The sequence below is a fragment of the Halarcobacter mediterraneus genome (assembly GCF_004116625.1).
In the GTDB taxonomy this organism is placed as follows: Bacteria; Campylobacterota; Campylobacteria; order Campylobacterales; family Arcobacteraceae; genus Halarcobacter; species Halarcobacter mediterraneus.
Window position 1 is genome coordinate 118,956 of record NZ_NXIE01000003.1, and the last position, 18,902, is coordinate 137,857.

Genomic DNA, 18,902 nt, shown 5'->3' on the forward strand with positions numbered 1-18,902 from the left:
TTAAATATAAAAAAAAGAGTTTTATTATGAAGAAAGTACAATATTTTGAAAATATGATTCATTTATTAAATTCAAAACTTGAATTTAGTAATAAATACCTTATTCTAGTAGCTGAAAACACAATATTTGATTTAGAACAATTAAATAGTTTAAATATTGAATTTGTAGGGGCTATTGTCCCTGAAATAATATTTGATAACAAACATCTAAAAGAAGGTTTAGTTATTTATACCCTAAACCTAAATAGTCAAATGAATTTAATTGAAGATATGAATAATATTGATTATTTAAAAAAAGAAAACTTTCATAAACACTCTTCTTTTATAATAATAGTTGATGGTCTAAGTAGTTATATTACAAAGTTTCTTGAGTCAACTTTTCAAGTTTTACCTTTAAACAGTAAAATTGTAGGAGGAGGAGCAGGGAAATCTACCTTAAAACAAGAGCCTATAATCTTTTCAAACTCTGGTATTTATCAAGATTCAGCCTTAGTTATATCAATGAATTTAAAACTTAATATTGCAGTAGAAAATGGTTGGCAATATTTAGAGGGACCTTTTTTAGTTTCTTCCTGTGATAAAAACTGCCTTAAATCTTTAAATTTCTCAAAAGCTTTTAAAGCATATAAAGAAGTTATAGAAAAAGATTGTAAAATAAAAATCACTAAAGATAATTTTCTTGATGTTTGTAAATCTTATCCCCTAGGAATTATTAAATTTGATGAAGAAATAATAGTAAGAGATCCTATATTTCTAGATGAAGATGAAAATATAATTTTAATTGGTGATATAGAACAAAACTCTACAATAAATATTTTAAAAGGAAATAAAGAGTATCTCTTAAATGCTTCAAAAAATATTGTTAATAAAGCTTGTAAAAATATACAAAAAGATGATATTCAGGCTATTGCAATTTTTGATTGCATTTCAAGATCAACTTATTTAGGAAAAGATTTTGTTGAAGAACTTAACCATATAAAAAAACAAAGTAATGACAAACTCATTTTTGGAGCATTAAGTCTTGGGGAAATTGCAAATAATGGTAATGAATATATAAATCTTTATAATAAAACTTGTGTAGTAGGTGTATTATGTTAGTTCAAAATTTAGCGATTGCTTTTAAATGTTATAGTGCTATTGGTAATTCATTTGATTTAAAAAAAATGATGTATGAAGTTTTAAAAGTTTTTGTTTCAGAAAGCTATTGTACGTATGGCTCTTATTGTATTAAGAATAAAGAATTTAGTTATTTTGGTAAAATTGATAAATTCTGTGCTGAGGATTATGATGAATATAAAAAAGAAATTAATTTTATTGAAGAAGAAGAAAAAGTAGTTATTATCATAAGACTAGAATATGGTTCAATTTTTCTTATTTCTAAAAATCTCGAAACTGATTATGGCTTTTTTATTTCAATGTTTGAAAGCTTAATAAAAAAATTAAATATTAGTATAGATTCATGTATGAATGTACAAAAACTAAAAGAATTAAATCAGGCAAAAGATGATTTTCTAGCGAACATAAGTCATGAATTAAAAACTCCTCTAAACTCTATAAATTTGATTTCATCTGTTATGAAAAAGAATAAAGATAATTCTCTAAATGAAAGAAATCTAAAAAATATTGAAATCATAAATAGTAGTGGGAACTATTTATTAAATCTTATAAATGATATTTTAGATATATCTCGGTTAGAATCAGGAAGAACTACAGTTCACTATGAAAAAGTAAACCTAAAAGAGTCTTTAGAAGAAATTCAAAATATTTTTTTACCTCAATTAGAAGAAAAAGGTATAGATTTTATCTTTAACTTTGATGAAAATATCAAAGAAATTTACAGCGATAATAATAAAATAAAACAAATAGTTAAAAACCTTCTAAGTAATGCAATAAAATTTGTAAATAAAGGCTATATAAAACTTAGCGTAAAAGATGAAGATAGCAATATAATGATTAGTGTAGAAGATAATGGTGTAGGAATTGCACAAGAAAAATTAGAACATATTTTTGATAGATTTAAACAAGCAGATAGTACTACTACAAGAAAATATGGCGGAACAGGCTTAGGATTATCAATATCTAAAGAATTATTAAAACTTTTGAATGGTTCAATATTTGTAAAAAGTAAGGAAAACATTGGTTCAACTTTTTATGTAACTATTCCAAAAAATCTTAATGAATTAAAACATTTAGATGAACTTGATGTAATGAGAAACTATAAAAAAGAAGAAGTTCAAGAATCAAAAAAAGATATCTTAGTTTTCAACTCCAATGCCATAACTTTTTTTTCTTATGTTATGCATTTAAACAAGTTTTTTAATGTAAAGCAAATTAATCAATTAGATCAACTAAATGATATAGATATAGAAAATTTTGAAAAAATTATTGTTGATAAAAGTAGTATCGACCATACAATTTTTAATACTTTAAATGATAACTTCAATAAAAAATTATTTTTGATTGACAGAGACAAAAGTATTACAGAAACTATAAATGAATTAAAAAAGGATATATTATGAAAGATAAATTTTCAGTATTAATTATAGATGATGTTCAAGAAAATATCTATTCTCTTGAACTTTTAATAGAAGAATTTAATGTGAATATATATTCTGCTTTAAATGCAAATGATGCAGTAAGTATCTTAATGAAGAATCCTGTTGACTTAATACTATGTGATATACAAATGCCTGATGTAGATGGTTTTCAATTTGCTGAATATATTAAAGGTATTGATAAATTAAAAGATATACCAATCATTTTTATTACAGGAATTTATGATAAAGATTCATATCAAAAAAAAGGTTATGATTTAGGTGCAATAGAATATATTTCAAAACCAATTGATGATGTATTATTAACTTCTAAACTAAAGGCATATATTGAACTATTTAATAAAAATAAAGAAATAAGAAGTTCTCTTGACCAAGCAAATAAATTAGTTGTACATAATACAAAAATGGCCAGTATTGGAGAAATGATAGGAGTTATATCACATCAATTAAAACAACCATTAAACGTTTTATCACTATATTGTGATGATATAAAGTTTTCATATGAACATGGTGAAATTGATGATGAAATAATAGAAGATTTTTCAGAAAATACAAAGAAACAGATACACTATATGAGAGATACTATTGATGGTTTTTTAAGTTTTTTTAATCCAGATAAAGATAAACACTCATTTGAAATAAAAAAAGTTATAGAAGCTACCTATGAATTATTAAAATCACAAATTGGCAAAAATAATGTTGATTTTGAGATGCAAATAGAATCTAATTTCTCCTTAAAAGGAGTAGAAATGGAGTTGTCTCAAGTACTTATAAATCTTATTACAAACTCTATTCAAGCTTTTAATGAAAGAGAAATAGAAAATAGAAAGATTGAACTAATTACTTATAGTAAAGACAACAAAAATTATTTGATTATTACAGATAATGCGGGAGGAATAGAAGAAAATAATCTTGAAAAAATATTTGACCCTTACTATACAACAAAAGCAGAAGGAACAGGAATTGGCTTGTACATGGTAAAAATTGTTATAAAAAATAGCTTTAATGGTAATTTAAAACTAGAAAACTCTAAAGAGGGTGTTAAATTTGTAATACAATTTTAATCAACTATATTGGTTGGTTAAATTGTAATGTAAACTCTATTTCAATACCAGCTTCAGTTTTTATGAAATTAACTGGATATGTTATATTTATAGAATACAATTCATTATTTAAAGTATCAATAAGTTTGAAAAACTCTAAAGGAGACTTAACAACTAAGTTAATAAGGTAGTTAAAAGTATTAAACTTATCTTTAGAACTTGATTTAAAATTTATAATAGTATTAGTAGGAAATAAAATCTTTAATTGTTCGGTTACTGCTATAATTGGCATAAATTCATTAGAGATATATACATCTTTATAGTTTTTAAAAGTATTACCTTTCATTTCCTTATGATATTTATTTGCTTTTATCAATGCTTTTAAAATAATATTTTCTTCTTTGAATTTAATATCAACATTTTCATAAGATTTTTTTAATTCAGGTTTAATAACCTTAATAAAAGTATCTTTTTTAAGCATATCCACATCTAATATAATATTATTTCTATCTAAAATAAATTCTCTTAATACAACATCATAAGGGATAGTTTCTAATGCTTCCAAAGCTTTAAATTCAATAATAGAATTACTTTTTATATGATTGGGAAGAATTATTTCTTTTATCTTTTCTACTTTTTTTTCTTCAACTTTCTCTATTTTTTTCTCAATTCCTAACCATTTATTATATGGTAAAATAAAAAGACTTACTGTAAATAAAAAAAGAAATATAACTAAAGTTATTAGCATATTTCTAAAGGTATTTGTAGGTTTAGGTCTAGGTCTTATAAAACTTTTATTACTATGAGTACTTTTAGATAATTCATATAACTCTTCATCTACTGAAATAGGATGATAAGTTAAATCAATCATCAGATCACTACTCATTTGTGATATTTGTGCTTCAGTTAAATATCTTATATTATAAAGCAAAGAAACTTTTTCTATAAAAATATTTTTTCCCTGTTTATAAAATTCTTCAATTATATTTTTTACAAGCTCTTCTAATTCTAAAGCATAAACCTCATCATAAAGTTTTTGCCCAAGAACCTCATTTTCATAAAATTTACTTTGTTTAATATCCTCAAAAGCAGTTAAAGTAAATCTTTTATTATAAATTATCTGCCCTGAATCATTCACAACTATACAAAAAGCTTGATTGTTAAAAAGTAAGACAACTAAATTATTATTACAAGGGTTTTGTTCTATATGTAAATTTAAAATATGATAAGCTGAAAAAATATAGTCAATACCACACTTTTCAAAATAATTTCGTGTTTCAAACAAAGTATTTTTTGAAACAGCTATATTATAATCATTGTTTAAAGAAGTTACTACATAATCTCTTAATTTAACTTCTTTTTTTCTCAATAATATTGTATCATCTGCAATTAAAAGAGTAGAGATATAAGTATTATTTATTTCCGAGGCATGGTTATTTAATTTTGTAGCAATATCTCTTCCTAAGATATCATCAGTTGCAATAAATGTAGAGCTATTAGTTTCAATAATTTCATCATTATTTAACTTTTTATAGTTAACTTTTAATTGGTTACTAAATTTTATTGCATTTATATATAATGATTCTTTTGAAAACATTTTGAGCAAAACCTCTTATTTCATAGCATTAACTAACATTTTTTCTCTTATTAACTCTTTTGCCTCTTGAACATCTAAACTACTAATATCTAAAGGTTCTTGAATAAAAAATTCTAATTTACCAAAAGGCTTAGGGACTATAAACTTATCCCAAGAATTAAACTGCCAATATTTATTTGCTTTACAATTAAATATCAAAATTCTAGCATTACTCTTCTTTGATATTGCTACTATTCCATCTGCAACTGAATGCCTAGGACCTTTTGGCCCGTCTGGAGTAATTGCAATATCATTATTATTTTTCAATTCTTTAAGTGCTCCAATTAAAGCTTTTGCACCACCTCTGGTACTTGAGCCCCTAATCGAGCCTATTCCTAAATACTCTACAGTTTTTGTTATAGCTTCTCCATCTTTGTGCTCACTAATCATAGCACTAACTCTACCAGATGGTTTTAATTTTTGATAATTAAAAGGTTGCATTAAAAGCTCACCATGCCAAAAAGCCACAATAAAAGACTCTTTATCATTTATTTTTGGATGATGAAACTCTTTTTTACTTGTAAAATATATAAATCTTACAAAAAGTTGTAAAAGAAAAGGAACAACTTTTGTAATCAAAAATAGTTTCATTTATTTTACCAACTCACCTTTTAATGCAGTTCTTGTTGCATCAATAATTTTAACATCAACAATCTGCCCTAAAAGTTCATCACTACCTTTTATAAATACTTGACAGTAATTATCTGTAAAACCTGCAATCTCACCATTAGGTTTAAGTGATTCAAATAAAACCTTAACAGTCTTTCCAATATTTTCACTCATTAATTCACTTTGATGAAGTTTATGTAACTCAATAACTTCTGTAAGTCTTGCACTTCCAATATCATCTGCAATTTCTAGGTCTTTGAATTCTAAAGCTTTTGTATTTGGTCTTGGAGAATATTTAAAATTAAATATTTGGTCAAATTTAACTTGTTTTATTACATCAATTGTATCTTCAAAATCCTCTTGAGTTTCCCCAGGGAAAGCCACAATTATATCTGTTGTAATTCTTACACCAGGAACCATATCTCTTATTTTTTTTGCTCTATTTAAAAACCACTCTTTTGTGTATCCTCTTTTCATCGCTTTTAAAACTTTTGTAGAACCACTTTGTAAAGGCATATGAATACACTTAGATATTTTAGGGTTTCTTGCAAACTCTTCAATAAATTCATCATTCATATGCAATGGATGAGGAGAAGTAAATCTAATTCTTTCTAATCCATCTACTTTAGATACTTCTTGTAGAAGTTTAGTGAAACTTGTTCTCTCTCTTTTATCAGAGAACCTTCTACCATAAGAGTTTACATTTTGTCCTAGTAAGGTTACTTCTTTAGCACCATTAGCTACATCTTTTTCAATTTGTGAAACAATCATTTCTGGAGGAATAGAGATTTCATCCCCTCTAGTTGCTGGAACAATACAATAAGTACACTCTTTATCACATCCTATTGAAATATTTACAGATGTTTTATATAAAGAGTGTGAAGAAGAAGCAAATTGATATGTTGAATCATCATAGTCTATATCAATTTCAACAGAACCTTTTTTATCTACAACATCTTTAATTTTTGAGATATTTCTTGCTCCTAAGACAAAGTCTACATAAGGAGCTCTTTTTATAATATCTTCTCCTAAGTGACTTGCAGTACAACCACATACACCGATTTTTGCATCTTTTTTCTTTTTTATATTAAACTGCCCTATTTCTGAAAATAGTTTTTGAACAGGCTTTTCTCTTACAGAACAGGTATTAATAATAATCAAATCAGCATCTTCCATTTGATCAGTTGTAGTATAATTTTTATGTTCTTTTAATTCAGAAATAATATGTTGACTGTCAGTGTCATTCATTTGACAGCCAAGGGTTTGTATAAATAGTTTTTTTTCTTGTTTACTCATCTATTTTATTCACTTTTTTATAAAGCATGTACCTCATACATGTATTCATCATCAGCCAATCCATACTTTACTTCTCTGAAATAAACATTGAACCCCACATCCTCTAAAGCATCTACTAAAGACATCATATCCTTATGAGAGTTATCTCTATCAAAATAGAATATTTTTTCACCACTTTTTTCTAACTCTTCTTTAATCTTGTCAAGTTGAACTTTTTTTGGCTTCTCTGTAAGTTCATTTCTTGCATATAGTAGTTCCATTTATATAACCTTTTTATTTTTAATTAGCTAAATAGTTTATCTTAAAATTGCTTTAACTTGTATAAAAGATGTTTATGTTATAATATTGTTCTACTCTACATTGAAAATCAAGAACATCACATTTCAATGTCAAAAATAAAGAAGGTAACGATGGATAAAATAATAGATATATTAGACTCTATTGCCTATGAAAAAGGCTTAAAAATAGAAGAGGTAGAAAATGCTTTGAAGGAAGCATTAATAAAAACAGCCCAAAAAATGGTAGATGAGACATTAGTTTTTGATGCTAATATTGATAGAACAAATAAAAAATTAGAGCTTTCACAAAAGGTTGAAGTTGTACCTGATGGAGATAGTAGAAGTTTAGGCTTAGATGAAGAAGGTAATAATATTAATCCTGAAAACTTTATTGAACTTTCTGAAGCAAAAGAGATTGATCCAGACCTTGAAGTAGGTGATACTGTTGACTATGATTTAGAATTTGAAAATATGGGTAGAAACGCTGCAACTATTCTACATAATAACTTTGAATATAGAATTCAAAGACACTTAGAAGAAAATCTTGTTAGCAAATATAAAAATAAAGTTGGAAAAACTATTACAAGTACTGTAACAAGAATTGATAGACAAGAAAATACTTTTGTAGAAATAGGTGAAGTAAAAGGAATGTTACCTAGAAAAAGCAGAATTAAAGGGGAGTCTTTTAAAGTAGGAGACACTGTAAAAGCTGTTGTAAAAAGTGTTAATATTGATAAAACAAATGGTTTAATAATTGAAATATCAAGAACAAGTCCAAAATTCTTAGAATCTCTTTTAAGACTAGAAGTACCTGAATTAAAAGACGAAGTTATTTCTGTTGAAGCAAGTGCTAGAATACCTGGGAGTAGAGCTAAAATTGCCCTTTCAACAAGTGATGCTTCTGTTGATCCAATTGGAGCAATTGTAGGAGTAAAAGGAGTAAGAATTTCAGCTGTATCAAAACAATTACATGGTGAAAACATTGATTGTGTAGAATACTCAGCTATTCCTGAAATGTTTATTTCAAGAGCATTATCTCCTGCTATTATTCAAAGTGTAAAAATTGAAAAACCTGCAGAGGGGAATGATAAAGGTAAAGCAATCGTTACTATTCCTAGTGATCAAAAATCAAAAGCAATTGGAAAAGCTGGATTAAATATCAGACTTGCTTCTATGCTTACAAGATATGAAATTGAATTACAAGAAATAGAAGGTACAAGTTCATCAGAATCAAATCAACAAGAAGCTGAAAAAACAACTGATACAGCAGGACTAGAGGCCTTATTTAAATAATGGGACTTTTTATATATGATTCTGTAAAAAAAGAAAAAGTAGAATTTAAACCTATAAAAAACAACGACGTAAAAGTTTATGTTTGTGGACCTACAGTGTATGATGATTCGCACTTAGGTCATGCAAGATCTGCAATTGCTTTTGATATTTTACATAGAACACTTAAAGCAAATAATTATAATGTTACTATGACTAAAAACTTCACAGATATTGATGATAAAATCATCAAAAAAATGAATGATACAAATCAATCATTGGAAGAAATTACAAATCACTATATAAATGCATATAAAAACGATATGCAAACTTTAAATATTTTAGATAATACTTTAGAACCAAAAGCAACACAAAATCTTGATGTGATGATTGAAATGATTGAAAATTTAATTGCTAAAGATATTGCCTATGCTACAAGTGACGGTATTTATTTTGATGTCTCAAAAGATAAAGAATATGGAAGTCTTTCAAAAAGAGCAAGTGATGAAAATTCACAAGCAAGAGTTGAGGCAAACAGTGAAAAAAGAAATTCAAGTGATTTTGCCCTTTGGAAATTTGAAAAAGAAAATGATGTAAGTTTTGAAGCTTCTTTTGGGAAAGGAAGACCAGGATGGCATATTGAGTGTTCTGCTATGATTAATAAACATCTTGCATACAAAAATGAAGAGTATCAAATTGATATTCATGGTGGAGGAGCTGACCTTCTATTCCCTCACCATGAAAATGAAGCTGCACAGACAAGATGTTCATCAAAAGTTCATTTAGCTAAATACTGGATGCACAATGGTTTTGTAACAATTAATGGAGAAAAAATGAGTAAATCTTTAGGAAATTCATTTTTCTTAAAAGATATTCTAAAATCATACTCAGGAGAAGTTATAAGATTTTATCTTTTAACAGCTCAATATAGAACAAATTTTAATTTTAATGAAGAAGATTTAATTGCATCTAAAAAAAGACTTGATAAATTTTATAGAGTAAAAAAAAGAGTTTATGGATTAGGAAAATCTGCTGTCAACAAAGAACTTAAAGAAAATATTATGAAAGCTTTAAATGATGATTTAAATACTGCTAAAGCTATTTCAGTAATAGATGAATATATAAATCTATCAAATGAAATCCTAGATAAAGAACCAAAAAACAAAAATATAAAAAAAGAACTAGTTTCAAGTTTTGAATTTATAAATGAAGTATTAGGAATTGGCTTTAATGATGCCTTCAAATACTTTCAATTTGGAATTTCTCAAGAGAATATTGAAAAAATTGAACAATTAATCTTAAAAAGAAGTGAAGCAAAGAAAAACAAAGATTTTGAAACTGCTGACAAAATAAGAGAAGAACTATCTTCACTAGAGATATCTATTATGGATACTCCTACTGGAACTGTTTGGGAAAAACTATAATTTTCCCATAGTTCTTTCACTGCTACTAAACTAAACACTCTTTTTTGCTATTTTGATGTTACATTTAAATATCATAAAAATATCATAACTTCTACATATTATTAACTCTTAATTATATCAAAGGAGTTAGTATGGGAATTGGTACACAAGCACTATTTGCAGCATTACCAATATTTATTGCAGCTATTCTTTTAGTTGGTTTAAGGCTACCTGCAAAAAAAGCAATGCCTATTGTTTTTCTTACAACTACAGCAATTGCATATTTAGTTTGGGAAGTTACTTTTAATAGAATTTTAGCTTCATCAATACAAGGTCTACTTATTACAGTTGCGGTTTTATGGATTATTTTTGGTGCTATTTTACTATTAAATACACTTAAGCACTCTGGTGCAATTGCAGTAATTAGACAAGGGTTTAATAACATTAGTCCAGATAGAAGAGTTCAGGTTGTTATTATTGCTTGGCTATTTGGTTCATTTATTGAAGGTGCATCAGGATTTGGTACACCAGCAGCTATTGCAGCACCACTTTTAGTTGCAATTGGATTCCCTGCTATGGCGGCTGTTATGGTAGGGATGATGATTCAAAGTACACCTGTATCATTTGGTGCAGTAGGTACTCCTATTTTAATTGGTGTAAACAAAGGTTTAGATAGTGCAGCAATTGGAACAACACTAGAAGGTCTTGGTTCAAACTGGGAAGCTTATTTACAAGTAATTACAAGTGAAGTTGCGCTGACTCATGCAATTACGGGAACACTTATTCCACTATTCATGGTGATGATGTTAACAAGATTCTTTGGTAAAAATAAATCTTGGACTGAAGGTTTAAATATCATTCCATTTGCTATTTTTGGTGGTCTTGCATTTACTATTCCTTATGCAATAACAGGTGTATTCTTAGGAGCTGAATTCCCATCATTAATTGGAGCATTAATTGGTCTTCCTATTGTTGTATTTGCTGCAAAAAAAGGTTTTCTTTTACCAAAAACAAGTTGGGACTTTGCACCAAAAGAAGAGTGGCCTCTTCACTGGGTAAGTAAATTAGAATTAAAACTAGATGCAATGAGTACAAAGGCTGAAATGTCTTTAACTAAAGCTTGGATTCCATATGTATTAGTTGCTGTTATTCTTGTTATTACAAGAGTTTCTGATGAAGCTAAAGCATTTGTAAAAGCTTTGGTTATTCCTTTTAAAGATATTATGGGTGAAGGTTTAGGATATGCAATTACTCCATTATATTTACCAGGTGGTATCTTAGTATTTGTTGCACTTGTAACTTACTTTTTACATAAAATGGAATTTAAAGAGATGAAAGCTGCAATTGGTGAGTCTTCAAAAGTTATGCTTGGAGCTGGATTTGTTCTTATATTTACTATTCCATTAGTTAGAATTTTAATTAACTCAGGAGTTAATGAATCAGGGTTTGATTCTATGCCTGTTGCTATGGCAAATTTTGTTGCTACTTCAGTTGGTGATATTTATCCATTATTTGCTCCTATGGTTGGTGCATTAGGTGCATTTATTGCTGGAAGTAATACAGTTTCTAATATGATGTTATCTCAATTTCAATTTGGTGTTGCAGATGCACTTGGAGTTTCAACTGCATTTATGATTGCACTACAAGCAGTTGGAGCAGCAGCTGGTAACATGATTGCTATTCACAATGTAGTTGCTGCAAGTGCTACTGTTGGTTTACTTGACCAGGAGGGTGAAACATTAAGAAGAACAATTATTCCTACAGTTTACTATTGTTTAGTAGCTGGCATCTTAGGTTTAATTGGAATGTATGTGCTAGGATTAGTTGACCCATTAATGAAATAAATATAAAGGCATTTAGCCTTTATATTTAAAGATATCTCAATAATATAAATATTTGTTTAAAATTATATAAATACTTGAATCACAATAAAATAAAAAAGTTTTAATTGTTAAAAATATAAGTGGTGCGGATGAGAGGACTCGAACCTCCACACCGTGAGGCACCAGATCCTAAGTCTGGCGTGTCTACCAATTTCACCACATCCGCAAAAGTATGTCATAAAGACAAAAAAAAAGATTAAGTTGCAACTACAACAAAATCTATAAAAGTGGCACGCCTGAAAGGATTCGAACCTTTGACCGCACGCTTAGAAGGCGTGTGCTCTATCCAGCTGAGCTACAGACGCAATTATAAATAAGAAATGGGGTGGATAATGGGATTCGAACCCACGGCCCTCGGAACCACAACCCGATGCTCTAACCAGCTGAGCTATACCCACCATTAATCAAATGGTCGGGGCGAGAGGATTCGAACCTCCGGCCCCCTGGTCCCAAACCAGGTGCGCTAACCAGACTGCGCTACGCCCCGTTACAACCACAATTTCTTTCGAAAAGTGGACGGAATTATACTATATCTTTTTTGATTTGTCAAGGGCTTTTCAAAAAAAATTCATTTTTTTTGAAATTTCTTTTTTTCTTTTTATATTTAGCAATTTTATACAATATTATTTGAACCTTTCTTGATATAATTTAATTATGAGTAAATCAGAGCACATTGTACATAATATAAAATTTTCAAAACCAAATTTAAATAAAGATATTGTTCTATATGAAGGTCACTTTAATCACTTCAACTATGATAAGCATGTTCATGAAGAATATACAATTAGTCTAATAGAAAAAGGACATATGAATGCTTTTTTAAAAGGCTTTAATCACAAATTCGACAAATCATCAATTATCACAATTAATCCAGATGAAGTCCATGCTTGTAAAATTGCAGACAATGAAGAATATAAACATCATTCTCTTTATTTAAAACCTAATATTGTAAAAGAGATATTAAAACTTAATTTTAATAAAAAGCAATTATCTTTTTCTGATATTCACTTCTCAAATTCTTTTATTTATAACAAGTTATCTTTTTTAGTTAAACAAGAAAATATTTCTTATTTTAATACCTTTAGTTGGGAGTGTGAATTAATTGAAGTTGTAAATAGTATCTTACAAATAAATTCAAAAGCCACAGAGCCAATAGAACTACCTTCAAATCACTTATTGATAAAAAGAGTAAAAGAGTATCTTCATGATAACTTTTATATACAGATTTCATTAGATGATATTGCAAAAGAGTTTTCTATTTCTAAATATCATTTTTTGAGACTATTCAAAAAACATACATTTGTATCTCCACATGCATACTTAATGTTAGTAAGAGTTGAAAAGGCTAAACAATTTTTACAAAAAGGTCTTAGTATAATTGATACTGCTTATATGTGTGGATTTAATGATCAAAGCCATTTAAATAAAAGATTCAAAGCAATAACAGGTTTAACTCCAGGAGAATATAAAAACTTCTTTAATTAGCAAGTTCATACAATACAAATACTTTTGATTTTGCTAATCTTCCAAAATGAAAAATGAACTAAAAAATGGATTTATGGCAAATTTGCCAATTAGTATAAGTGTTTTTACTTATGGAGCAGTATTAGGAATTATTTGTACATCAAAGGGTATAAGTTTTTTACAATTAGCTTTAATGAATATTTTTATATTTGCTGGGTCTGCACAATTTTTGATTGTTGATATGTTAAGTAGTCCTGTTAATATTTCTGTTGTTGTATGGAGTGCCCTACTTATTAATCTTCGTTATTTTTTAATAGGTGCTTCATTAAATGAGTTTTTTACAAATACAAGTTTAAAAAAAAGACTTTTTATTATGCACTTTGTAACAGATGAATCTTGGGCTGTAACAATGAGTAAAAATAAAAAACAAGGAGTAAGTGTATTTTTTTTATTAGGAGGAGGTTTTTGTATTTTTATAGTTTGGTTTTTAGGAACTTTAAGTGGTTACTACTTTGGAGAGTTTATTTCTAATCCTAAATTATATGGTTTAGATTTTGCTTTTTTAGCATTATTTACAGCAATTATCACAAGTATGTATAAAACAAAAAATGATTTAATCATTTATCTTATCACAGCAATTATAGCTGTTTTACTAGAAAAACTTTTGGCAAATATGTCATATATAATATTTTCAGCTTTTATTGGCTCTTTTTTATATGTATATTTAAATAAAAGGCAAAATGATGAGTAATATAGATATTCTAACTATTATATTTTTTGTAGCAATTGGCACATATACTTTAAGAGTATCAGGTTTACTTTTATCTAATCGTTTAAAAAAATTTAAAAATATAGATATTTTTTTAGACTCTATTCCTGCAACACTTTTAATCTCTTTGATTGTTCCTTCCATAATCAAAACTGGATTAATTGGAATTATTGCTTCATTAATTACTATTCTTATTATGTATAAAGTAAAAAATGTATTATTAGCTATGAGTACAGCTGTTTTTATTGTAGCTTTATATAGAAATGGACTTCTTTTTTAAAGAAGTCCAAGGTAAATTAAAATTGAATTAATCCATCAACTGGAGAACTTGCAGTTGCATATGGTTTTTTAGGAATTCTTCCTGCTTTATATGACATTCTTCCTGCTTTTACTGCATATTTCATAGCTTCTGCCATTAAGATTGGGTCTTTAGCTTGTGCAATTGCAGTATTAGTTAATACAGCCTCTGCTCCTAGTTCCATTGCAATTGCTGCATCACTTGCACAACCAACACCAGCATCAACAATAACTGGAACTTTTACTGCATCTTTAATAAAAGCAACATTATATTTATTTTGAATACCAAGTCCAGAACCAATAGGAGCAGCTAATGGCATAATTGCATCAGCACCTGCATCTTCTAATCTTTTTGCAATAATTGGATCATCGTTTGTATAAGCCATAATTGTAAAACCTTCTTTCTTTAGAATTTCACAAGCTTTTATAGTATCAATTACATCAGGATATAAAGTTTTATCAGCATCCCCGATTACTTCTAATTTGATTAAGTCAATTCCTGTTGCTTCTCTCATAAGTCTAAAAGTTGTAATTGCTTCTTCAGCTGTAAAACATCCAGCAGAGTTTGGAAGAAGTTTTACATTTGTATCTTTAAAATAATCTAATAAATTTTCTTCATTTGGATTTGTAATATTTACTCTTCTAATTGCAACAGTGATAAGTTCACTTCCACTTGCAAGAGTTGCATCTTTTGTTGTTTGAAAGCTATCATATTTACCACTTCCAACAATTAGTCTACTATTAAATTCATACTTACCAATTTTTAGAATATCATCATTCATTTTGTATTATCTCCTATAAATTTTTCATATTTTTTACTAACATCATCAAGCTCAAAGCTAATAATTTCAGGCACATCATAGCTATGTAATTCTTTAATTTTGCTTTTGATTTTTTTGAAGTTTTCTTTTTTAGTTTTGATATTTAAAAGCACCTCTTCATCTTCACAAAACTCATCTTTCCACATATAAAAAGAGTCTATTTTACTCATATGAATACAAGCTGCAAGTTTACTTTTTATAAGATTTTTTGAAAGCTTTCTTGCTTCTTCCTTACTTGAACAAGTTGTTTGTATAATAATTAATTTCATAATCTTCTTATCTCCTCTACTAAATCAGCTGGAATTAAAGAATAGTTAGCTTTTTTATAATTATTTGCAGCTATTGCATGGGCTAAACTTGCAGTTATTGCTGCATCTAAAGAATTGTACTCTTGAGCTAATAAAGAAGCTACTAAACCACTTAAAACATCTCCACTTCCACCCTTACTTAAAATTGCTGTTCCAAAACTATTTATATAAATTTTATCAGCTTTTCCAATAAGAGTATTTGCTCCTTTTAAAAGTAAAACTGTATTTGGGTATTTTTTACAAAATTTTTCCACATATTCAAATCTATTCTTTTGTAAATGTTTTACTGAAATATTTGCAATATCACATAATTTTAAAAGAGCAACAAACTCTTTTGGATGAGGGGTTAAAACCACATCTTTTTGTAATTTATCTAAAAGAACTTCTTCATAAAATAAATCAGCATCTACTACAGTAGGAATATCTTCTTCTAATATTTTTTTGATTTCATCTTTTTCGTATTTTCCAAGTCCCATACCTATAGCTATTGCTGTGCAATTATCACTTAAAAAATGTGTTTGCATAATATGATATGGTAAGTCAATATCTTCATGACTTACAACACTAACCAAGCCTGTTCCAAAACCAAAAGCAGCCTTTGCAGCAATAACGCCTGCACCTTTTTTGCAACCTGCAATTACATTTAGGTGACCAAAACTTCCTTTATGAGCATTTTTTTTACTTCTAAAAGGTAACTTCATATCCTCTTTATCTAAAAGATATATATTTGTTTCTTCTTCATAAATAGTTCTTTGAACACCAAGATTAGCCACTTTTACTTTACCAACATAATCTTTTGCTTCATCTAAGAATAGTGCTACTTTTAAAGCTCCCATAGTAACAGTAACATCAGCGAAAAAAGCTTCTTGATTTATTTGTCCTTTGATATTTACTCCACTTGGGATATCACAAGCTATTTTGTAAGCTTTTTGTTCATTTAAAGAATTAATGATTGATAAAGATGTTTCATCTAAATCTTTATTTAAACCACTTCCAAATAAGCAGTCTACTATAATATCTGATGAAGTGATACTTTGTACAAAAGGTACACCTAAAAGTTCTGCTCTTTGTAATTGTATTCTTGCCATTTGTGATTTTGCACCAAAAGGAAGATATAGTTTGACATCATATTTCTTATAAAGTAATCTTGCAAGAGCAATACCATCTGCTCCATTATTTCCAGGACCAGCAACAATCAAAACAGAAACTTTTTCTTCAAACTTATCTTCGATAAAATCTGCTATTGAAGAAGCTGCATGTTCCATCAAAATATCTTCTGTTAGAGCAAGTTTGTCATAACATTTTTTATCTAAGGAGTTCACTTCATAAAAAACTTTTTCCATAATCTATCCCTTGAAATATTTATTTTCTAAATTTCCAACCCTCTTTTTCTAAAGTTAGTTTAATTTTTTCTTTTACATCACCTTGCAACTCTATCCATTCTTCTTTAATACTTCCACCACAAGCAAGTTTTTTCTTTAAAAGTTTTAAAACCTCTTTTTTGTCTTTTTCTTCAAGATTAAATCTACCTACTAAGGTAACAGGCTTTCCACGTCTTTTTTCAAAAGTAAAAACAAGCTGGTGTTGATTTTTAGGAAGAATTTCACCTTCAGTTAGTTTCTTTTTCTTATTATTTTTACTTGTATCAAACTCATTGCCATCAAGATTTGAACCAAGGTTTTGAGCTAACATATCAGATAAACCACCCATTAAAACTCCTTTAATCTTGTTTTTACATCTATTTTATCTACAGTAATAAACTCTTTATTTTTGTATTGTTCTACTGCAACTCTTCCAATCATAGCAGCATTATCAGAACAATACTTTAATTCACTAAGATAAAGATTTATTTTATTTGCTTTACATAATTCTTCAATAGCAGTTCTAAGTCTAATATTTGCACTAGCGCCACCAACTATTGCAAAGTTTTTAGGAATTTTTTGTTTAAATAGTTTTTTTACTTTTTGCAAAATATGAGCTACAGCTGTTTTTTCAAAAGAGGCACAGATATCACAAACATCTTCTTCACAAAGACCTTCTTTCTCAAGTTTTTCTAGTTTCATTCTAACTGCATTTTTAAGCCCTGAATATGAGAACTCAATATTTGGACTTTGCCTTAAAGGAACAGGTAACTCAAATCTATTCTCATCTCCTTTAAGTGCCTTTTCCTGAACAATAGGACCTCCAGGGTAACCTAAGTTCATCATTTTTGCAACCTTATCAAAACTTTCTCCAAAACTATCATCTAAAGTTGAAGCAATTAATTTCATATCATTTAAAGAATTAGCCTCTATTAGCTGAGTATGTCCACCTGAAACTAATAAAACTGTCATAGGTAAAACTTCTTCCTTTTCTATAAACAATGAATAAATATGACCTTTTAAATGATTTACAGCTATTAAAGGAAGGTCTAAACTTATACTTAAAGCTTTTGCCATAGTCACACCTTCCATTAAAGTAACAGAAAGTCCTGGAGCATTTGTAACAGCTATTGCCTTTAGTCTTGGAAAATATTCTTTGCACTCTTCAAGTATTTTAGGAAGAGCTTCTACATGAAGTCTAGCTGCAAGTTCGGGAACAACTCCACCATAAACAGAGTGTTGTAGTTCTTGGGATATTTTTTTGTGATAAACTAATTTTTTTGTTTCAATATCTGTTATGGCAATTGAACTATCATCACATGATGACTCTATTGATAAAATTAAAGAATCAGGCATTTAAACACTTTCCTCACACTCTTCTTCTTTATTTAACCAATCAAGAGCACAATCTAATTTTCCATAACCCGATGCTGCATTTATATGCCCTGCTTCTTCTAAAAGTTTCATTCCAACATTAAGTTTACTTTGTAAACTTACAGCTTCTTCAAGACTCATATAAGGATCGTTTGTAGATGCTGCTATGATTATTTCTTCTGCTTTTAAATCATTTGGAATAGGATAAGAAAAGAATGTTTTTGCATCTTCTAATTTTTCATTTCTTACAGGAGCAACTAACATTAATTTTTTTAAATTTATATCTAACTCTTCACATAAATGAAACCATAAAATATTTGCTAAAGAGTGACAAACTATGATAGTAGGTCTAAAATGTTCAATTTCTTTTCTTACAAAATCTTTCCATTCTTCAAGATTTGGATTATCTCTATTTGGTAAAAGAGGAAATGATACAGGAGTATTTTGTTTTATTAAATCCCTTGCTAAATGTGCTTGCCAATGGGGAAAGTCACTTCCACCTAAACCATGTAAAATTAAAACTCTTTTTTCCATTTT

19 protein-coding genes and 4 tRNA genes are annotated in these 18,902 nt (G+C 28.0%); 9 read left to right on the forward strand and 14 right to left on the reverse strand.

Going from position 1 to position 18,902, the window contains the following annotated elements; translation table 11 throughout:
- Positions 1 to 26: 26 nt before the first annotated feature.
- From CP965_RS08010 to CP965_RS08020, 3 genes are read left to right on the forward strand one after another with little or no spacing between them, the layout of a single operon-like run.
- Complete coding sequence (locus CP965_RS08010) at positions 27 to 1,097, forward strand: FIST signal transduction protein (RefSeq protein WP_129061576.1); 1,071 nt, start codon at positions 27 to 29, stop codon at positions 1,095 to 1,097.
- Positions 1,091 to 2,518, forward strand: a complete 1,428-nt coding sequence (locus CP965_RS08015) for a sensor histidine kinase (RefSeq protein WP_129061577.1) — start codon at positions 1,091 to 1,093, stop codon at positions 2,516 to 2,518. The genes CP965_RS08010 and CP965_RS08015 overlap by 7 nt, the downstream gene beginning before the upstream one ends.
- A complete protein-coding gene (locus CP965_RS08020; protein ID WP_129061578.1) occupies positions 2,515 to 3,618 on the forward strand; it encodes a hybrid sensor histidine kinase/response regulator in 1,104 nt (367 codons plus the stop codon). The genes CP965_RS08015 and CP965_RS08020 overlap by 4 nt, the downstream gene beginning before the upstream one ends.
- 4 nt (positions 3,619 to 3,622) lie before the next feature.
- On the opposite strand, the gene CP965_RS08025 is transcribed toward CP965_RS08020, so the two are convergent.
- From CP965_RS08025 to CP965_RS08040, 4 genes are read right to left on the reverse strand one after another with little or no spacing between them, the layout of a single operon-like run.
- Entirely contained in the window at positions 3,623 to 5,194 is a 1,572-nt protein-coding gene (locus CP965_RS08025) for a hypothetical protein (protein WP_129061579.1), read from the reverse strand.
- A 15-nt stretch (positions 5,195 to 5,209) separates the two neighbouring features.
- The gene (locus tag CP965_RS08030; RefSeq protein WP_129061580.1) at positions 5,210 to 5,824 is read right to left on the reverse strand and encodes a lysophospholipid acyltransferase family protein; all 615 of its coding nucleotides are present in this window, start codon (positions 5,822 to 5,824) and stop codon (positions 5,210 to 5,212) included.
- The gene (gene miaB / locus CP965_RS08035) at positions 5,825 to 7,138 is read right to left on the reverse strand and encodes a tRNA (N6-isopentenyl adenosine(37)-C2)-methylthiotransferase MiaB (RefSeq protein ID WP_129061581.1); all 1,314 of its coding nucleotides are present in this window, start codon (positions 7,136 to 7,138) and stop codon (positions 5,825 to 5,827) included. It lies immediately after the preceding gene.
- A gap of 17 nt (positions 7,139 to 7,155) precedes the next feature.
- Positions 7,156 to 7,398, reverse strand: a complete 243-nt coding sequence (locus CP965_RS08040; protein WP_129061582.1) for an HP0268 family nuclease — start codon at positions 7,396 to 7,398, stop codon at positions 7,156 to 7,158.
- 150 nt (positions 7,399 to 7,548) lie between these two features.
- On the opposite strand from CP965_RS08040, the gene nusA reads away from it, so the two are divergent.
- The 3 genes from nusA (at position 7,549) to CP965_RS08055 (ending at position 11,932) form a co-directional block, all read left to right on the forward strand.
- Entirely contained in the window at positions 7,549 to 8,709 is a 1,161-nt protein-coding gene (gene nusA / locus CP965_RS08045) for a transcription termination factor NusA (protein WP_129061583.1), read from the forward strand.
- Complete coding sequence (cysS, locus tag CP965_RS08050; protein ID WP_407646400.1) at positions 8,709 to 10,109, forward strand: cysteine--tRNA ligase; 1,401 nt, start codon at positions 8,709 to 8,711, stop codon at positions 10,107 to 10,109. Before nusA ends, cysS begins: the two co-directional genes overlap by 1 nt.
- Before the next feature lie 131 nt (positions 10,110 to 10,240).
- Positions 10,241 to 11,932 carry an L-lactate permease gene (locus tag CP965_RS08055; RefSeq protein ID WP_129061585.1) on the forward strand — a complete coding sequence of 564 codons (1,692 nt, stop codon included), beginning with the start codon at positions 10,241 to 10,243 and terminating at the stop codon, positions 11,930 to 11,932.
- A 120-nt stretch (positions 11,933 to 12,052) separates the two neighbouring features.
- On the opposite strand, the gene CP965_RS08060 is transcribed toward CP965_RS08055, so the two are convergent.
- The 4 genes from CP965_RS08060 to CP965_RS08075 all read right to left on the reverse strand — a co-directional run bounded on the left by CP965_RS08060 (position 12,053) and on the right by CP965_RS08075 (position 12,458).
- Positions 12,053 to 12,137, reverse strand: a tRNA-Leu gene (locus CP965_RS08060).
- A 62-nt stretch (positions 12,138 to 12,199) separates the two neighbouring features.
- Positions 12,200 to 12,276: transfer RNA gene (locus CP965_RS08065), tRNA-Arg, on the reverse strand.
- Between the two features lie 16 nt (positions 12,277 to 12,292).
- Positions 12,293 to 12,369 (reverse strand) — tRNA-His (locus CP965_RS08070).
- 11 nt (positions 12,370 to 12,380) lie between these two features.
- Positions 12,381 to 12,458 (reverse strand) — tRNA-Pro (locus tag CP965_RS08075).
- A gap of 167 nt (positions 12,459 to 12,625) precedes the next feature.
- Between CP965_RS08075 and CP965_RS08080 the strand changes: the two genes are divergently transcribed.
- Genes CP965_RS08080 through CP965_RS08090 form a run of 3 tightly spaced genes read left to right on the forward strand, consistent with a single transcriptional unit; the run spans position 12,626 to position 14,484 of the window.
- Positions 12,626 to 13,456: an AraC family transcriptional regulator gene (locus CP965_RS08080; protein WP_129061586.1), complete on the forward strand. Its 831-nt coding sequence runs from the start codon at positions 12,626 to 12,628 to the stop codon at positions 13,454 to 13,456.
- Positions 13,457 to 13,502: 46 nt separating this feature from the next.
- Entirely contained in the window at positions 13,503 to 14,186 is a 684-nt protein-coding gene (locus CP965_RS08085) for an AzlC family ABC transporter permease (RefSeq protein ID WP_129061587.1), read from the forward strand.
- Positions 14,179 to 14,484 carry an AzlD domain-containing protein gene (locus tag CP965_RS08090; protein ID WP_129061588.1) on the forward strand — a complete coding sequence of 102 codons (306 nt, stop codon included), beginning with the start codon at positions 14,179 to 14,181 and terminating at the stop codon, positions 14,482 to 14,484. The genes CP965_RS08085 and CP965_RS08090 overlap by 8 nt, the downstream gene beginning before the upstream one ends.
- A 16-nt stretch (positions 14,485 to 14,500) precedes the next feature.
- Here the strand turns inward: CP965_RS08090 and CP965_RS08095 are convergent, their stop codons facing one another.
- Genes CP965_RS08095 through CP965_RS08120 form a run of 6 tightly spaced genes read right to left on the reverse strand, consistent with a single transcriptional unit; the run spans position 14,501 to position 18,899 of the window.
- A complete protein-coding gene (locus tag CP965_RS08095) occupies positions 14,501 to 15,283 on the reverse strand; it encodes a thiazole synthase (protein WP_129061589.1) in 783 nt (260 codons plus the stop codon).
- Entirely contained in the window at positions 15,280 to 15,591 is a 312-nt protein-coding gene (gene cutA / locus CP965_RS08100) for a divalent-cation tolerance protein CutA (RefSeq protein WP_129061590.1), read from the reverse strand. The genes CP965_RS08095 and cutA overlap by 4 nt, the downstream gene beginning before the upstream one ends.
- Complete coding sequence (locus tag CP965_RS08105) at positions 15,588 to 16,973, reverse strand: NAD(P)H-hydrate dehydratase (protein ID WP_129061591.1); 1,386 nt, start codon at positions 16,971 to 16,973, stop codon at positions 15,588 to 15,590. Before CP965_RS08105 ends, cutA begins: the two co-directional genes overlap by 4 nt.
- 19 nt (positions 16,974 to 16,992) lie before the next feature.
- Positions 16,993 to 17,340 (reverse strand): SUI1 family translation initiation factor, encoded by a 348-nt coding sequence (locus tag CP965_RS08110; RefSeq protein ID WP_129061592.1) that lies wholly within the window; start codon positions 17,338 to 17,340, stop codon positions 16,993 to 16,995.
- The gene (gene tsaD, locus CP965_RS08115; protein ID WP_129061593.1) at positions 17,340 to 18,347 is read right to left on the reverse strand and encodes a tRNA (adenosine(37)-N6)-threonylcarbamoyltransferase complex transferase subunit TsaD; all 1,008 of its coding nucleotides are present in this window, start codon (positions 18,345 to 18,347) and stop codon (positions 17,340 to 17,342) included. Before tsaD ends, CP965_RS08110 begins: the two co-directional genes overlap by 1 nt.
- A complete protein-coding gene (locus CP965_RS08120) occupies positions 18,348 to 18,899 on the reverse strand; it encodes an RBBP9/YdeN family alpha/beta hydrolase (RefSeq protein ID WP_129061594.1) in 552 nt (183 codons plus the stop codon).
- Positions 18,900 to 18,902 lie beyond the last annotated feature (3 nt).

Coding starts and splice junctions, on each gene's coding strand:
- CP965_RS08020 (WP_129061578.1), top strand. CDS start 2,515: ATGAAAGATAAATTTTCAGTATTAATTATAGATGATGTTCAAGAAAAT.
- CP965_RS08025 (WP_129061579.1), bottom strand. CDS start 5,194: ATGTTTTCAAAAGAATCATTATATATAAATGCAATAAAATTTAGTAAC.
- CP965_RS08010 (WP_129061576.1), top strand. CDS start 27: ATGAAGAAAGTACAATATTTTGAAAATATGATTCATTTATTAAATTCA.
- tsaD (WP_129061593.1), bottom strand. CDS start 18,347: ATGCCTGATTCTTTAATTTTATCAATAGAGTCATCATGTGATGATAGT.
- CP965_RS08085 (WP_129061587.1), top strand. CDS start 13,503: ATGAAAAATGAACTAAAAAATGGATTTATGGCAAATTTGCCAATTAGT.
- cysS (WP_407646400.1), top strand. CDS start 8,709: ATGGGACTTTTTATATATGATTCTGTAAAAAAAGAAAAAGTAGAATTT.
- CP965_RS08090 (WP_129061588.1), top strand. CDS start 14,179: ATGAGTAATATAGATATTCTAACTATTATATTTTTTGTAGCAATTGGC.
- CP965_RS08120 (WP_129061594.1), bottom strand. CDS start 18,899: ATGGAAAAAAGAGTTTTAATTTTACATGGTTTAGGTGGAAGTGACTTT.
- CP965_RS08080 (WP_129061586.1), top strand. CDS start 12,626: ATGAGTAAATCAGAGCACATTGTACATAATATAAAATTTTCAAAACCA.
- CP965_RS08030 (WP_129061580.1), bottom strand. CDS start 5,824: ATGAAACTATTTTTGATTACAAAAGTTGTTCCTTTTCTTTTACAACTT.
- nusA (WP_129061583.1), top strand. CDS start 7,549: ATGGATAAAATAATAGATATATTAGACTCTATTGCCTATGAAAAAGGC.
- CP965_RS08095 (WP_129061589.1), bottom strand. CDS start 15,283: ATGAATGATGATATTCTAAAAATTGGTAAGTATGAATTTAATAGTAGA.
- CP965_RS08015 (WP_129061577.1), top strand. CDS start 1,091: ATGTTAGTTCAAAATTTAGCGATTGCTTTTAAATGTTATAGTGCTATT.
- CP965_RS08105 (WP_129061591.1), bottom strand. CDS start 16,973: ATGGAAAAAGTTTTTTATGAAGTGAACTCCTTAGATAAAAAATGTTAT.
- miaB (WP_129061581.1), bottom strand. CDS start 7,138: ATGAGTAAACAAGAAAAAAAACTATTTATACAAACCCTTGGCTGTCAA.
- CP965_RS08055 (WP_129061585.1), top strand. CDS start 10,241: ATGGGAATTGGTACACAAGCACTATTTGCAGCATTACCAATATTTATT.
- cutA (WP_129061590.1), bottom strand. CDS start 15,591: ATGAAATTAATTATTATACAAACAACTTGTTCAAGTAAGGAAGAAGCA.
- CP965_RS08110 (WP_129061592.1), bottom strand. CDS start 17,340: ATGGGTGGTTTATCTGATATGTTAGCTCAAAACCTTGGTTCAAATCTT.
- CP965_RS08040 (WP_129061582.1), bottom strand. CDS start 7,398: ATGGAACTACTATATGCAAGAAATGAACTTACAGAGAAGCCAAAAAAA.